The 15,548-nt window shown below is 42.3% G+C and carries 12 protein-coding genes; 7 read left to right on the forward strand and 5 right to left on the reverse strand.

From position 1 onward, the window contains the following. Positions 1 to 315: 315 nt before the first annotated feature. From BV375_RS15995 to BV375_RS16005, 3 genes are all read right to left on the reverse strand, one after another. Entirely contained in the window at positions 316 to 3,126 is a 2,811-nt protein-coding gene (locus BV375_RS15995; RefSeq protein WP_086762123.1) for a family 10 glycosylhydrolase, read from the reverse strand. Between the two features lie 233 nt (positions 3,127 to 3,359). Next, the gene (locus BV375_RS16000) at positions 3,360 to 4,682 is read right to left on the reverse strand and encodes a TIGR03279 family radical SAM protein (RefSeq protein WP_086762125.1); all 1,323 of its coding nucleotides are present in this window, start codon (positions 4,680 to 4,682) and stop codon (positions 3,360 to 3,362) included. Between the two features lie 93 nt (positions 4,683 to 4,775). Beyond that, positions 4,776 to 5,738 carry an undecaprenyl-diphosphate phosphatase gene (locus BV375_RS16005; RefSeq protein WP_086762159.1) on the reverse strand — a complete coding sequence of 321 codons (963 nt, stop codon included), beginning with the start codon at positions 5,736 to 5,738 and terminating at the stop codon, positions 4,776 to 4,778. Positions 5,739 to 5,892: 154 nt separating this feature from the next. On the opposite strand from BV375_RS16005, the gene BV375_RS36020 reads away from it, so the two are divergent. Together BV375_RS36020 and BV375_RS16010 are read left to right on the forward strand one after the other, a co-directional pair. Next, positions 5,893 to 6,213, forward strand: coding sequence for a hypothetical protein (locus BV375_RS36020; protein ID WP_134075875.1), 321 nt, complete (start codon positions 5,893 to 5,895; stop codon positions 6,211 to 6,213). Between the two features lie 212 nt (positions 6,214 to 6,425). After that, the gene (locus tag BV375_RS16010) at positions 6,426 to 7,205 is read left to right on the forward strand and encodes a DUF3120 domain-containing protein (protein ID WP_208099132.1); all 780 of its coding nucleotides are present in this window, start codon (positions 6,426 to 6,428) and stop codon (positions 7,203 to 7,205) included. Positions 7,206 to 7,310: 105 nt separating this feature from the next. Here the strand turns inward: BV375_RS16010 and BV375_RS16015 are convergent, their stop codons facing one another. Next, a complete protein-coding gene (locus tag BV375_RS16015) occupies positions 7,311 to 8,969 on the reverse strand; it encodes an energy transducer TonB (protein WP_086762127.1) in 1,659 nt (552 codons plus the stop codon). A gap of 288 nt (positions 8,970 to 9,257) precedes the next feature. Between BV375_RS16015 and BV375_RS16020 the strand changes: the two genes are divergently transcribed. The 4 genes from BV375_RS16020 (at position 9,258) to nadB (ending at position 13,009) form a co-directional block, all read left to right on the forward strand. Next, positions 9,258 to 9,911: a MotA/TolQ/ExbB proton channel family protein gene (locus tag BV375_RS16020; RefSeq protein WP_086762129.1), complete on the forward strand. Its 654-nt coding sequence runs from the start codon at positions 9,258 to 9,260 to the stop codon at positions 9,909 to 9,911. Next, on the forward strand, positions 9,895 to 10,299 hold the full coding sequence (locus tag BV375_RS16025) for a biopolymer transporter ExbD (RefSeq protein ID WP_086762131.1): 405 nt from the start codon (positions 9,895 to 9,897) through the stop codon (positions 10,297 to 10,299). The genes BV375_RS16020 and BV375_RS16025 overlap by 17 nt, the downstream gene beginning before the upstream one ends. A 442-nt stretch (positions 10,300 to 10,741) precedes the next feature. Beyond that, positions 10,742 to 11,167 carry a photosystem II complex extrinsic protein PsbU gene (gene psbU, locus BV375_RS16030; RefSeq protein ID WP_086762162.1) on the forward strand — a complete coding sequence of 142 codons (426 nt, stop codon included), beginning with the start codon at positions 10,742 to 10,744 and terminating at the stop codon, positions 11,165 to 11,167. Positions 11,168 to 11,329: 162 nt separating this feature from the next. Next, the gene (gene nadB, locus BV375_RS16035; RefSeq protein WP_086762133.1) at positions 11,330 to 13,009 is read left to right on the forward strand and encodes an L-aspartate oxidase; all 1,680 of its coding nucleotides are present in this window, start codon (positions 11,330 to 11,332) and stop codon (positions 13,007 to 13,009) included. A gap of 238 nt (positions 13,010 to 13,247) precedes the next feature. On the opposite strand, the gene BV375_RS16040 is transcribed toward nadB, so the two are convergent. Next, a complete protein-coding gene (locus tag BV375_RS16040; RefSeq protein WP_208099133.1) occupies positions 13,248 to 13,514 on the reverse strand; it encodes a hypothetical protein in 267 nt (88 codons plus the stop codon). Between the two features lie 1,173 nt (positions 13,515 to 14,687). Between BV375_RS16040 and BV375_RS16045 the strand changes: the two genes are divergently transcribed. After that, a complete protein-coding gene (locus BV375_RS16045) occupies positions 14,688 to 14,927 on the forward strand; it encodes a hypothetical protein (RefSeq protein WP_086762135.1) in 240 nt (79 codons plus the stop codon). Positions 14,928 to 15,548 lie beyond the last annotated feature (621 nt).

The raw sequence follows: 15,548 nt of genomic DNA on the forward strand, positions 1-15,548 counted from the left end.
ATTTAGATAATAAGTTTAATGTCCAATTAGGTCTTAACTACAGGTTATTCTATCTCGCCCATTTCCAGAATTATCATTAGTACCGCAGAGGCTTGTGGAGCAAAAACTTTCAGATTTTTATCATCACTAGTCAGACTTAATATTACTCAGAATTAAAACTAACAAGAACAGTTCGGTACTTATAATTATCCTATGTAAAATATTACTATTAATAATGAAAAAGGGACAAGATGAGACAGCACTGAGGGAGGGTTTCCAATGCCCATTGCCCCATTTTCCAAGAAGGTTCTGCCTTGTGGCTTCTTCTACCTCCCCTTAAGGACGCGACAGTACGCGCCGTTCGCCGTAACGCAATAACCTTTCAATAGTTGCCAGACGATTTTCCCAAACTTTGACTTGATAAGGATTTTCTATAGCCTCTTGGCTCATCCAAGTTCTAAATTGAGTTTGGAAGCGAGTTAGGGAGGCTCTTGCTGTGATGAACTTACTAGCAGAAGGCGAGGTTGCAAGTTGATTTAAAGCACTTTGTAAAACTTGTGCTTGATTGTTAAACTCAGAAATTGTTGTTGCAGGCATCCGCATTTGGTCGTTTTGCAAAATCAATTTCCATTCACGTTGTAAGGTAGTATAACGGACAGCAGCAGTTTGAAAAGGTTGGCGGTGAGGAATTGGTTCGCTCGTTGTGGATTGCACCTTGCCTTGGGTATTACTAAAGAGTTTGTGTAACTCATTGTTCAAGTTTTCTGCCGCAAAAAGTGCGAAACCACTTACTGGTAAGTCCCTAACTAATTGCAATTGATCGAAGGCTCCGACTGCTGGCAAGGAAAGCAAGCGAATTCCTGGTACTAATAAAGTTGCTCCTAATTTTGTAGAAGCAATCCAAGGTTGTGCCAGACGTTGGAAGCGAGGAGTATCCAAGGCATAAGTCATGGGAACAATTAAATCTATATCTCCTCGTCTAGCCCAAACTTCCCAATGCTGTTGAATCTTCTGAATGCGTTCTAATTCTGGTAGGGGAAATACAGCAACTGACAAAATTAAATTTGGTCGTTTTTGTCGTAACTGTTGTGAAAGTTGGGCGACAAAACTATCAACTTGCTCGCTACGGAATGCTGTCCATTTTTGCCACAGATCGCGATCGCTTGGGGAAATCTTCAATGGATCTACGCCTGTAAGTTGCTGAAACTGCGCTCTTGCTGCTTTACCGTAGCCATAAATTCGACCTGCGGCTGGGTCTTGAAAGGGATAGCGAATGTAGTCTAACTGAAGACCATCTACTTGATAGCGAGTAACAATTTCTTCGTAAAGCTTGAGTAAGTATTGGCGCAATTCGGGATTAGCTTGATCGAAGAACGGTTTAGTTTGACCAGCAGGAATCATGTTGCCACGATTATCGTAGTTTGCCCAATCGGGATGAGCGGCCAGGACTGGGCCAGGATAATCAGCCTTGACGTTAATGACCTCATTGTGGCGCTGATTGCCAGCGGCGAAAACCCAAACCCAAGCATGTAACTCCATACCCCTGGCATGAGCTAATTTGACTGCTGCTGCCAATGGGTCCCAGCCACGAATTAATGGGTTTTGCTGGGGCGCAACTTGGCTGGGATAAATGGGATAACTGGCGTTAACGGTTTCAAAAAATACAGTGTTAATCCCAGCTTGTGCCAGGCGGTCAAAAACTTGGGCAAGTCCTTGTTCGCTACCTGCACGGACAATTGTCCCTCGATCTAACCACACCGAGCGGATTTCAGGTTGAGCTAATTTGCGATCGAGGGGAAACTGTTTCCATAAACTCGCCTTGGCTGTTAGCCACTGCTGACGGGCCAGAGCATAGTTTTTTTGGGCAACTAACTGAGGTAAGTTTTTAGCAATTTCCCTGGCCTTGGCGATCGCTTGCGTGGTGTCGGGGATTTGAACACCAGATCTGCTAGCGATTAAGTTGGCACGATCCACTTTCAGAGCTTGGGTGTTGCTCGCTCTGTCTTCATCGCCACCAGAGGCGGAAACTGCGGCAGCTAAATGGGCACTTTCGACTCGACCAATAAGATGTTCTAGCTCCTGCTGGAGAGCGATCGCTTCATCGCTACCAATCGGCGCATTAGAGTTGGGTACAACATCCAAACGCACCGCTTGCTCTAGTTGGTCAATCGGCTCCTGTGGATTTTGGGGTGTAACATTTACGAGTGGTCTGGGTTGGGGAGCAGTGGCGATCGCGGTTGGTAATTGCTGAGTTTTGGGTTTTGAGTTGACAGTACGTTGTGTGTTTTGAGGAGGAAGTTTTGGTGTTATGGCTTGTAAAATAGTTGGGGATAAGGGTGGTTGTGGCTTAGGAGTTGTGGATGCAACTGCCACTGAAGTAGAGCAGGCTGGTGAACCACCTTCAATTTTTCGACTAGCACTGGGCGGCAATTTTGTATGACGCTCTAATGAGGCTTTTAACCAAGCATTATCTACATCTGCTGCCGCAACTGCATCTACACCCCAGCGCCACCCCAAAAAGGTGGAATGATCGGTTGTCACAACTGCGGCTGGATTATCTTTGGCATTCCAAACAGCAGCTGGTGCGCTCAAGTTATCAGGTATCACCACACCACCATGCACTTTCCCAAACAGTTGGTCTTGGTTGCTCCATTCCTGTGGCAGCTTGGTTTTTGCTGGTTGCAGCTGTTGTGTATCACCAAGGCTGAATCCCCAGTAACCGCCTAAAAGCGTCCGCAATAACTGGCGCACACCTGGTGCTGACAAACTACCTACAGGACCGCTGGCAATCAAGCGCCCGCCTTTACTCATCCATTCTTCTAGAGCGATCGCTTGTGTTGGTGTCAATGTCTCTACATTGGGCAAAAATAATACCCGGCGATCGCCCCAATCGGCTGAACTCCTGACGGCATCTAAAGGAATCACGCAATACTTCACCCCAGCTGCTTGCAAGCGGTTTGTGATTCCTGTCCATTGATTAGTATTATCTTGGCTATATACTATGCTCAATACAGGCTCTTCATCGGCGGCTATAGCTGGTAAAATCCCAAGACCATTTAATAGTAGAAATTGCAAATTAAAAATGAAGAATCCGGCTTTTTTAATTTTTAGCTGTAATTTGGTAATGCGGTTTTCCTGATTCTTCACTCCTCACTCCTTACTTAATTAGTTATTTGTCAACAGAAGACAGTCGCGTGCAGGGGTTCCCCTGTTGAGCGTAGACGCCCGGAGGGCGGTGAAGCAGCGACGGGTAGCAGGGGTTTTCTGCCATGAGCGACTGCTGAACCAGAAGGGCTTCTTGCAGAGTACTGGTGTTCAAAAATCAACTGTCATTAGTTGTTTTTTATACTCTTGACTTTTGAATTTCGACTGAGCATCTTTTAAGCAATACAGGTATTGATTAATTCTTCAATTCCTGCTATGGGGAAGATATTTGTTCCCAGCTTGCTAGCGACCTCTTCAATACTCATATCATCTAAAAATATCAATTCACCATGTTTAAGCATGACATTTGGCAGCAAAATTCCATCACCTAAATCTTGCCCTTGTAAATTTAAAAGTAGATCGTGCCCTGTTAATAAGCCTGTAACGGTAATATTCTGTCCCCAGTAATCGCTAGATAAAGCACACATATTTACTTCCAAACCCGCCACAGCATTTAACTGTTGAAGAATTGGTTGAAATGCTTTCTCTACTGCATTACCAACTACCCAAGTTAATTTTTTATTGGGAGATATTTTGGTTGGTAATGATTTGGCAGCAGTGGCAAATTGCTTGAGAAACAACCGAATGGAACCAACGCCATTATCGATTTGGGGATATTCTTCATATTCAGCTTCGCTAGGCAATTCTTCTCCTGCAATTAAAAACCATTCATCGGCTAACCAAACAATGCTTGAACCGAACTGTTGACGAAATTCTAAAGAGAGCGATCGCACTTGAGAAATCACTTCTTGAGCTTTCTTTGGTGTTACTGGAATCAGTTCATCTTGTTCGGGACGAAACCTGGTTAAACCCACTGGGACTACAGCCACTGATGCGACTGTTGGCACCTCACCAGTATAAAATGACGCTAAATCTCGGAGTGTTTGTTCCAGATGTACTCCATCATTGATACCGGGACAAACGACTACCTGAGCGTGAATTTGCAGCCTTCTAGCTTGGAACCACTTCAGTTGTTGCAAAATTTGTCCAGCACGGGGATTTTTTAGCAATCTAGTTCTGACTTCGGGTTCTGTAGCGTGGACAGAAACATACAAAGGAGACAGACGCATTTGTTCAATTCGCTGCCATTCTCGTTCCGGTAAATTTGTCAGAGTTAAATAGGAGCCATATAAAAAGCTCAGACGGTAATCGTCATCTTTAAAGTACAGACTAGAACGCTTACCTGGTGGTTGTTGGTCAATAAAGCAAAATGGGCAGTGATTATTGCACTGAATCAAAGCATCGAATAGAGCAGTTTCAAATTCTAGCCCTAAGTCTTCGTCATAGTCTTTTTCAATTTCCAGGTGATGGGTTTTGCCAGCAGCATCTAAAACTTCTAGTTCTAGAACCTCATCAGCACATAAATATTGATAATCAATTAAATCACGGGGAGATGTACCGTTGATAGCAACGATCGCATCCCCCGCTTCAAAGCCGATTTCCGCGGCGATAGAATCGGGTAATACTTTGCTAATTCGAGCCGGACGAATTGTACTCATGGGTCAGAAGTCAAGAGTCAGGAGTCAAAGATCAAGAGTCAATGATCAATCAATGGTTTGGACTGTTGACTTTGGACTCTTGACTTGGGACTATTAACTATTCTTCAACAAACCAGCACTAATCGCCGCCAGTATTAATACACCAAATGCCAATCGATACCAAATAAATACCCAGGTACTCTGAGTTTTGAGGAAGCGTAGCAACGCAGCGATCGCAATATATGAAAATATTGCAGCAGAAATCACTCCAACAACTAAGGGAAGTATTGCGGTGCTACTTAATCCTTCTCCTAAAACATCTTTTAACTCAACTAGTCCGGCTAGGGTAATGGCGGGGATGCCTAGCAAAAAGGAAAACCTGGCTGCGGTTTCCCGTTCTAATCCCATAAATAAACCCCCTGTTAAGGTAGAACCAGAACGAGATACGCCAGGGATTAATGCTAAACATTGAGCCAAACCCATCAATAACCCATCGTTCATTGTCAGTTTTTCAAAGTTGCGTTGACGCTTACCTAGTTGTTCAGCCAATCCCAGTAGTAGCGACATAACTATAGAAGCAACAGCGATCGCACCTAAGCTTCTGATGGGAGAATTATCAAAATCGGGAATAAACTTTTTGATTAACAGCCCAAAGAAGATAATGGGCAATGTCCCTAAGATAATGCCCAACGCCAACCGTAAGTCGTAGTTATTGTAATCTTTGCGAGCGATCGCTGTTGCCGATCCCTGAACAATTCGCATCAAATCTTGCCAGAAGTACCACAGCACTGCTGCAATACTACCCAGCTGAATAATTGCTGTAAAAGCTACCCCAGGATCGCCCCAACCTAAAACTACAGGCACAACTTTTAAATGGGCTGTGCTACTAATCGGTAAGAATTCTGTGATTCCTTGTACGAAGCCTAAAATAATCGCTTGCACAATATTCATTTGTTGCACCCCATTACCTACTGGGTTAGGCTGGGCACTGAGAACTTGTATTGGAAATGCGGCAACTGAGACAGTAGCAGACGCCGCGCTTAAAATTACGAACCATTGACGTTTTAATAGAGCCATTAGTTTACCTGCGATCGCTGACATTACAACCAATTACACAAACACCTACCAGGGGAACTTGCCAGGAAAATAACTAAGAAAGATTCGGGCTGTCATTTATCCCCAAAAAGGCGCGCCATTAATTTACCACCCTCAATGCTGATGTACTTGGTAGATGCCCGCCCCTTGTGAAGCTACTGCGGTGAAGCAGCCTCCATTTTGGTGTGTCCACTTGCCGTCTTGGCGGTTCTCCTCGATTGTGAACCCCCGAACCCGAAGGGCTTCTCGTAAGGGTAGGCAAAGTGGCGTTAGCGACGAACGAGCGTCACCCGTTCGCTGTTCGGCGGAGCCGTTCCCTCAAAGAGGGTTCCCGCAGGGTAGGGCGGTTTCCCGACTTAAAGCAACTGCCGTCAAGTGGCATGGCGGTCTTTTAACTCAGCACTCAGCACTCGGTACTCATGACTCTTCATCACCGTCCGATTCAGAAAGTGGCTGACAATAGCTAGAGTTTCTCAGAAATAGATGAAGCCTTGACTACAATCTTTTAAATTTGGTGTGACCGACCAACATAAGCTCAGTATGTTCCCTTTTTATAGGCAAAATCTAACAATCTAGGGAAAAACAAGGTAAGATAAATATGCCCCCGGGGGGGATTTTTGTATGTGTTATCTTAAGTAAAATAAAGTTTAGTAACAATTATTAAAAACATTGATTAATAATACATTGTCTTCCTACAGTACTTCTAACGCCTCTATAGATACTAAGTTGCATTCCATTAACACTGGGCACAAAGGCATAAGTGAATTGGAATCTACACTCTCCCAATCTCCAAATTTACCAATATCTCCAGCTTCATCCAAAGTTTGGTTAGTGTTAGCAGCGGCGGTGTTTTTAGTATCTGTACCAGTGTTTGTAGAAGCGCCACTGGTGCGATCGCTGCCAAGTTTAAGTTTGGCAATAACAGGATTGTGGGTATGGCTGAGTTTTACCTTAATGTCACGTCCTGCTACTTATGTCTGGGGTGATTTGCTGTTGGGTTTTAGCTGGAGTTGGCTAGCCGGAGCAATTTACTGGGGCTGGTTACGTTGGGAACCTCTATGGCATTTGCCAGTAGAGTCTATCGGCCTACCCTTTGCCTGTTGGTGTTTGGTGCGGAATTGGGGCAGAGTCGGTAACTGGTTTTATTTAGGTTCTTTACTTGGTACAGTCTTAACTGATGTGTATTTTTATTTAGTAGATTTAATGCCCTATTGGCGGCAAATTATGCAGGCGGAACCTGAGAATGTTGCACCAATTTTACAAACTGCGGTCATTCAAGTTCAAACACCTTGGGGACAAGCCTGGGCAGTAATTCTCGCCTCAGCACTGTTGACAGTAGGAGTTTTACCTTTACGCTACAAACAAAGACATTGGTATGCCTTTAGTGGTGCAGTTTTAAGTACAATTTTGGTAGATAGCTTATTTTTATTAGCTGCGGTTTTGGTGTAAAAACTTGATGAGTTGGGCAAAGGGCGATCGCACTCTCCTAATCTCTAATTCATAGAGTGCGATCGCGTGGTTGTTCTGATAAATTTTGTTTTCTGTTTCTACGGCTCACTGACTGTTATTTCCACTAGCAGGTGGCAAAGATGGCTGACTAGAACGGCGTAAAGACTCTATCAATTTGCTTTGACTAGGAGATGTAGATTGCTGTGTTCGCCGCCGCCGTCTATTTTTAGTAGGTTGGGATTGTGATTGTGAAGTATTAGCTACATTCTCACGCCGCTGAAGAGATTCTCTTAAACTTCTTTGACTATCAGATGTCCTATTTGCAGAAGATGGGGCTGTTTCTGTTCTAGGAAGACGCAACCGACGACTAATTCGAGTATCTGTTGTCTGTACAGAGGGTGTAGGCGATCGCCTGTCTCTGCTTCTATTTTCTGTAGTGGTTTCCCCGATATTTTCTGTGTTTGTTGATGTTACAACTCGCCGCCTACGTCTTGACGTATCCTCATTGGAAGTAGTATCAGAAGCTGCTGCTTGTTGATTTCTTGATGCTGCTTCTGTTTGTCTTTTACGTTCTTGAACTTCACGGTGACGCCGAGAACCTTGAATAGCAAATTCAGTTGCTATTGATACACCTTGCCGTCCACCAGTCGCAGGTTTTAATTTCCACTCACGGGCTTGTCTAAGGGTTTCTTCGTCCAAGTCACGATTCCCACTAGAGCGTGCAATCCGCACATTTGTGACATTGCCGTTGTAATCAGTATCAACAGCTACCTCTACCCTGCCTTCAATACCTCGCCGTCTAGCTGCTTCTGGGTACTTAGTACGACATTCACGGCAAGCTGCTCGACCATTAGCTGAACCATTGGAATCGCGATCGCGATTTTCAGGTAATTTTGGAGATGTTGGCGCTGTTGCTACTGGCTTACCTGTTCCTGAGCCATTGCCGATACCATTGCCAGTACCGTTACCTGAGCCATTGCCGCTACCATTGCCAGTACCGTTACCTGAGCCATTGCCGATACCATTGCCAATACCGTTACCTGAGCCATTGCCGCTACCATTGTCAAGTGCAACAGAGGAGCCAGTACTACCACCTGCTGAGTTATTTGAATCTCCAGTACTATTTCCACTACTTTGAGAACTTCCTTGGCTTGCTCTTAAATCTCTAATGCCGCTCAATAAATCTTTCAACTTTTCACTACTTTGTTCTACTCCAACAGATGACTTAGAGGTGTTAGCTGCAATAGGAGCAGGACGCTGGGAGAAATCAGGCGTGGTCTTTTCAACTGGCTTTTCTGATTCAGTAAGCTCTTGTGGCTTACTAGCTGGTGATTTTGGTTGTTCTATCCGTTGCTCTGGTAGCTTTGCCACAGTTGGCTTGGAGTTATCAACAAACTTATGTGGTTGCGTTAGTCCAGAGGTTGAGGCTTGAGATTTAGGTACAGTTTGAATACCAATACCACCAGATCCACCGCCACTAGAGCCTCCACCACCTCCACCACTAAGAATACTACCACCAGGAGAATCTTGTTCTGGTGAAGGTTTTGCCTGTTCTGGTGGTATTTCCAACGCTGTTGGCTCAACGAGGGTCAATTCAATAGGCTCCTGTTCTAGTTCCGGCACTCTAGTCAACAGATTAGCAATCCCAGAGGCTAGTACACCTACATGCAGGATTAGTGAACCAACCAGACTGAAAGCCAAAAAAGACTTCAAAGCCTCAGCTTCTTTTTCTCGCTGTGCCACAGCGATACTGGAAAAACTCATAATATTTGCAAGTAATTAGCATTAATTTTGTTAGATTACGCCGCTAAGTGGCAAAAGTCAAGCAATAAAAAATTAGCTTTTTTTATTTACACAACAATCTCAAAAACCAGCAAATCAATGATTTTAATGCTCTCCTCGCTTTCAAGATTCGATAATAAATATCAATAAAAGGAGAAAAACTTGACATCTATATCTCATTCATTTTATTTTTTGTTGAGAAAGTCTATCGGTTAGTTGAGATAAATCGGTAGTCTGGCTGTGGGTTGTTGATTGGTTAAGAAACAGTACATGGAAATCAATAAACTTTTTACGGCAGGCGGTGTGGTGATGTGGCCGCTATTAGGGTTTAGCGTGCTAGCGATCGCCTTAATTATTGAGCGGATTCGTTTTTGGTATGCAATTAATCGTCGTCAAAACCGTGTAGTGCGAGATGCGCTCAATCTTTACCGTCTCGATAACGTTGTGGGTGCTTTGGAGAAACTGCAAAAAAATGCCAATTTACCGATCGCACGCATATTTCTTTCGGCTTTAGAACTTGAGCAACCAACTCCTGAAGAGTTTCGCCTAGCACTAGAAAGTGAAGCTCAAGCGGAAATACCTGTGCTGAAGCGATTCAATACAATATTTGAGACAATCATCAGCCTTGCACCCCTACTAGGATTACTGGGAACTGTCTTAGGATTAATTACTTCTTTTGCTTCCCTAAACCTCGGAGATGTGGGTGGTACAAGAACAGTAGGTGTTACCAGTGGTATTAGTGAAGCTTTAGTTTCAACTGCATCAGGGTTGGTAGTTGCTATATTTGTGCTGTTATTTGCCAATACATTTCGGGGACTGTACATTCGCCAAATGGCATTTATCCAAGAATATGGCGGACAGTTGGAATTGCTTTATCGTCGTCGCTATGAACGAGGAGAGATCGCATATGCGGCTACAAGATGAACCAGACTTACCGCCACAAATTAATATTGTGCCGATGATTGATGTGATATTTGCAATTTTGACCTTTTTTATCATGTCAACGCTGTTTCTCACCCGCAGTGAAGGTTTGCCAGTGAATTTGCCAAAAGCAACATCGGCTAAACAACAGCAAATTCCTACTAAAATCACCATTACAGTAGATGAAAAAGGACTGGTGAGCTTGAACCGCAAGCCAACTACCATTGATGCTTTAACAGAGCAAGTACGTAATTTGGTTGGTGCTAATCCAGAAGCATTAGTGATTATTAATGCTGATGAAAAAATAGGACACGGTCAAGTAGTAGCGGTTATGGATCGAGTACGGCAAGTCCAAGGAGCAAAACTAGCGATCGCTACCCAAAAACCTTAACAGCAGCTAAAAGGAAATAGTCAATAACTACTCGCGCTGTTGATACTGAGTCTACAGTGCGGTTATTTTTGCAACAACATGGCTAGTAGGTCTGCCAAACTAAATTATTGATGGATAGTGACCAACGCAAAGACGCAAAAAGTAGGAGAAACACAGACTCAGAACATCAAGTTCACCACCTCTGCTTGTACTCGTGCAAGTACTACTTTAAAAAACTTTTTACAAAAGTGTAGTCAAACCCAGTAACAGTAAATATTGTGGATATTAATAAGCTGTATATTAGTTTCTGATGACTGCTGTGTGTTGATTAAGCAAACAGCTATCACCTTCCCAATAATGGTCAATAGTCTAGACTATTGGCTGTTGAGTGTGGACTGTTGAGTGCTGAATGCTCCTGGCTTAAAACTTTTATTTCAGTTTGATGGAAAGAGGTAGAAAAATCGTGAAAGGATTGGTGCGTTTATTAACAGTGTTTAGCTTGTTGCTTGGTTGTTGGGGATGGCTGGGAACAACTCAGATAGCCCAAGCTGCCAGTTTCAATAGTCTGACTTTTCCCCAAGTCCCAGTTCTAGCAGTTGGGCAGAATCGGGCAGACGCCAAGCTAGGAACGGAATTTGGTAAAAAAATTGATTTGAACAATACCAACGTCCGCGCTTTTCAACAATATCCAGGTTTGTATCCTACTCTAGCTAAAAAAATTATCAAGAATGCTCCTTACCAAAAGGTAGAGGATGTCTTGAGTCTTCCAGGATTGAGCGATCGCCAAAAACAAACTTTGCAAGCCAATTTAGAGAAATTTACAGTGACAGAACTAGAACCTGCCTTCAACGAGGGAGACGATCGCTTTAACAACGGTATCTATAGATAACTGTATTTGCAGTTATCTTTAGTGAATAATGGCCTACTCCTTCTCTGAGGGAGTGGCACTTTTTGATTAGAGATGGGTATGGCAAGGAGATCGGGGACAATATATCCCCCCTCCCCTTCTCCCCCTCTCCTCTTCTCCCCCTTCCCCCCTAAATCTATAACCTTGCCTCAAATAGATATTCCTAGCCAATTTGATGTCTTAGTAGTTGGTGCAGGTGCCGCAGGACTGTATACGGCACTTTGTCTACCAGAGTCATTGCGAGTCGGTTTAATTACCAAAGAAACAGTTTCTTTATCTGCTAGTGATTGGGCACAAGGTGGTATTGCTGCCGCCGTCGCCCCTGAAGATTCTCCTTCGTTACACATTGATGATACAATCCGCGCCGGGGCTGGACTGTGCGATCGAGCTGCTGTAGAATTCCTGGCCCAAAATGCCCCAAGCTGCATTCAATCTCTGGTCAATTTGGGAGTTGCTTTTGACCGTCATGGTAATGCTTTAGCCTTAACTTTAGAAGCTGCTCATTCTCGCAACCGCGTTCTCCATGCTGCCGACACCACAGGTAGAGAAGTCACCACCACCCTCACCGCCCAAGTACTGCGACGCCAAAACATTCAAGTCATCCAGCAAGCTTTAGCTTTGAGTTTATGGATGGAACCACAAAGTAATCGCTGTCAAGGAATTAGCTTATTTTATCAAGGCGAAATCCGCTGGATCAGGGCTAGGGCGGTGGTACTGGCAACCGGTGGCGGGGGCCAGGTATTCGCTCAAACTACTAACCCCGCTGTTAGTACTGGTGATGGAGTAGCGATCGCTGCCCGTGCTGGGGCTATCCTCCGCGACTTGGAATTTATCCAATTTCACCCCACTGCTTTAACAAAACAAGGTGCCGATCGCTTTCTCATCAGTGAAGCTGTGCGCGGCGAGGGGGCACATCTCGTTGACAAGGAGGGGCGGCGTTTCGCCTTTGACTATCATCCTGCGGGTGAACTTGCACCTCGTGATGTAGTCAGTAGAGCAATTTTTAGCCATTTGCAACGTACAGCAGCTGATCCGGCCACTGCCCATGTCTGGTTAGATATGCGCCCCATCCCACCAGAGAAGATTCGGCATCGCTTTCCCAATATCATTAAAGTTTGTCAACATTGGGGTATTGATGTCTTTACAGAACCAATTCCTGTTGCCCCCGCTGCCCATTACTGGATGGGTGGAATTGTTGCAGATTTGATGAATCGTACAAATATTTCTGGCTTGTACGCTGTAGGAGAAACCGCTAGTACTGGAGTGCATGGGGCAAATCGTTTAGCAAGCAATTCTCTTTTAGAATGTATTGTATTTGGCGCACAGATGGCTAATATTGATTTGCCTGCTGATGAGTTGCATTCAGATTTGCCAATGCTGCCATTACGACAATTTCATAGTGATGTTGGCGAGTGGCACAGGCAGCAAGCACAACTAGAAACACTACGACAGAAGTTACCCCGTTTAGTTTGGCAAAGCGCTGGTATTTGTCGATCGCAATCAGGATTAGAGGCGGCGATTACCACTGTTGAATCTTGGCAGCAAGATTTCGCTGCCTTAACATTGAGCCAATTTCTCCTTTCTTTAAATCCAGCAGAACCAGCTCGTTTAGAACTACCAGATGTAGAACGGCAATTGCGACTCTGGGCAGAAACTCGTAATTTGCTTGATGTAGCTGATTTAATTCTTAAAAGTGCTGTTTTTAGAACTGAAAGCCGAGGCGGACACTACCGCTTAGATTATCCTGAAACAGACTTTGATTGGCAAGCTCACACCCTTGTACAAAAAAACCATTGGTGGAAATCCCCGATTTTAAACTCTTAATAATCCCCCAGGAATATTTAATCAAGGATTTTAACTGCTTATATCAAGTATCTTAATTGCTGCTAAAAATTTTTCCCTGTTCCCCTGCTGTCTATCTGTAGCGATCTTAAAAGAAAATGCTATTGCTAGGGGTATTACAGTGTTCACTTATTACTTAGCCAAACTTATACCGTTTAATTGTCCAAGGATTTCTAGCGTAAATTCTTGCTCTTCCTAATTTCTTATAAATTTGAATTGTTTAGCGAGTACCACTACCATGCTGACTGTCAGGTCCACCATAATTAGGTGGTGTATAAGGCTTTTGTAAATCCTGAGAATTAGCCTTAGATGTGGTTAAGCTTTCGTTACTAGTGCTGAAGCTATTCACAGTTACACTGCTAAAAGCTGCTGTAGTATTAGCTGTTTTAGGGATTATCAGGGTAATACTGATAAAAAAGATTGCAATACTAGTAACTTTCAGATTATTAGCCATAGAACTAGGTAAATTTGCTGTTTCAGTTTTCATGCCATTTCTCTGTGTAGTTTTCGGTAAATGTACTCATTATGCCAAAAAAATATTAAATTTTAATTAATTTTTTATTGCGTAGAGATGAACTTGGTTGAGAACAAGGGTTTCTTTAAGCTGGATAGTTTGTGCTTAGGTAATTTTGAATATATGTACTTGACATCTAGAAATACAATTTGGGTTGTGTTTATAACATCGGTCTAAAGTTAGAGATTTTCCTAAGCTGCTCAAACACGTGTATTGACTAAATTCGTGATCCTTAACACAATTTTAATATTTTAGTGCATAAATACTATGTTGGCTGGATTACAAATCCGGAAAAATCATCTTTAAATTCTTTTTTATTAAGAAATATATAGCCAGGAAGATTGCTAAACTCTAAACTTCAAAATTGACCTTAAGGATTTTTGCATTCATCCCACGGAATATAACTTAGTAAAAATATTGGCAAGCACCAATAGTTTTTTAAGTATTTGTGCTGAAAAATTTGTTTATATGCAGCTTACTAAACTGTTATCAGCAATTACCTTGTTTGCATAAACCATGCCAACAATTTCCACAAAGTCATCTAATTAATTCTGAAGAATAGTTTAATTTTATTGACAAAATGCTGCTTTTACCTCCTCATATTACTAATACAGATTATTCACACCATATTCCGGTTAGTGTGAGGAAGTTATTGTTAGAGCTAAAGAATCATTCTAGAACGTTCTTCAAGCAAGTCATTTACGGGAAAATCCCACAACCTAGGCATGAAAATCTTTATTTCCCTGTTCCCCATTTTCAAGCCAGGGTCTAAGAACTATTTAGAATCTACTGTATAAACTAGAACATAAGAAAAAACTGTCCTTCTATCTAACTAATAAATAATTTTCTACGTATCATCTATTACAGCTTTTATTTACTTTAAATAGTTCTAATGAAGTATTTATATAACAATCAATAAAAGATAGATTTTGAAGAGGCAACATCCTTTGCTATTTCTAATTAACCTCTTTTAACAAGCAAATTATTATTAAGTGATTCATTAATCAATAATCTGTATATGGTGAGTACTTATTTGTAGAAATATTTTTTGGCAGTAGGTGAGACGAATTTAGGTTATTTGAGCTAGTACTAATAGTTAATTAATAATGTTTTTCAGCCCATCGAAAATTTATCAGGAGTGTATTAATGACACAGATTAATCGCGAAGAGCTTGACAGATTTATCTATCCTTACAATCGCTATTATGGTTCATTCAAACCTGAAAGCCTTACTTTTAATGCTAACCTCCAAGAATTTGCTCAGAAAGTTGGCTATATTAGCGTTTTAGAAACAGCAGGAAAACTCTCTCCAGAAGAAGCCTACAGCCAGATAAAAGAACTTTGGAAGCAGTTAAAGCAAAGTAAAAAGGAATTGGGAATTGGTTAATAAATATCTAATACTCTCTTACCAAATCAAATTAACAAATAATTTACTGAAACAGTACAATACTCCTCAACTTAATTATACGTAGTCGGCGTGAATATTTATCGTTGGGATGAGGCAGAAGCGAAGAAGGTTTAAGCCTATTTGATTTTTCTTAACATAGTTTTGTTTTTCCACACCGTTCTACTTATATTATAGGTGTTTACTGCTTTAAACCCCCACCGATGTATTTATTTCATTTAAAAAGTAAAATGATATTGTCTACAGCCAATATATCTGGCGTAAATATTTTTTGAATTGCTATTACAAGCTTCTTGTAATTAACAAGACTTACGCAAGCAAAATTTGTCATTGCGACCAGAATGCAGTTTAGGGAAGCAATCACAGAGTTTGAGGCGATTAGGTTGCTACCCTAGTCTAGTCTGCGGCAACCGCTATGCCGTTCGCGCAGCGTCTCCGCTAGGAGAAGGCTTTACGCTCGTAATGACGTAATTCTATGACTTTTGCGTAAGTTCTAATTAACTAAAATCTTTCAAGATCATGTGTTTTTGAGCATCAAAACTAATTATACCTAGTTGTTTCAATTTGCTCATAAATCTTGTAATTGTGACTCTATTAGCACAG

Source organism: Nostoc sp. 106C (genome assembly GCF_002154725.1).
Lineage (GTDB): Bacteria > Cyanobacteriota > Cyanobacteriia > Cyanobacteriales > Nostocaceae > Aulosira.

Bases quoted from the DNA above. Each gene is read 5' to 3' on its own strand.
- BV375_RS16000 (WP_086762125.1), bottom strand. From the start codon at position 4,682: ATGAGTACAATTCGTCCGGCTCGAATTAGCAAAGTATTACCCGATTCT.
- BV375_RS16005 (WP_086762159.1), bottom strand. From the start codon at position 5,738: ATGGCTCTATTAAAACGTCAATGGTTCGTAATTTTAAGCGCGGCGTCT.
- BV375_RS36020 (WP_134075875.1), top strand. From the start codon at position 5,893: ATGCCCGCCCCTTGTGAAGCTACTGCGGTGAAGCAGCCTCCATTTTGG.
- BV375_RS16015 (WP_086762127.1), bottom strand. From the start codon at position 8,969: ATGAGTTTTTCCAGTATCGCTGTGGCACAGCGAGAAAAAGAAGCTGAG.
- BV375_RS16020 (WP_086762129.1), top strand. From the start codon at position 9,258: ATGGAAATCAATAAACTTTTTACGGCAGGCGGTGTGGTGATGTGGCCG.
- BV375_RS16025 (WP_086762131.1), top strand. From the start codon at position 9,895: ATGCGGCTACAAGATGAACCAGACTTACCGCCACAAATTAATATTGTG.
- BV375_RS16040 (WP_208099133.1), bottom strand. From the start codon at position 13,514: ATGAAAACTGAAACAGCAAATTTACCTAGTTCTATGGCTAATAATCTG.
- BV375_RS16045 (WP_086762135.1), top strand. From the start codon at position 14,688: ATGACACAGATTAATCGCGAAGAGCTTGACAGATTTATCTATCCTTAC.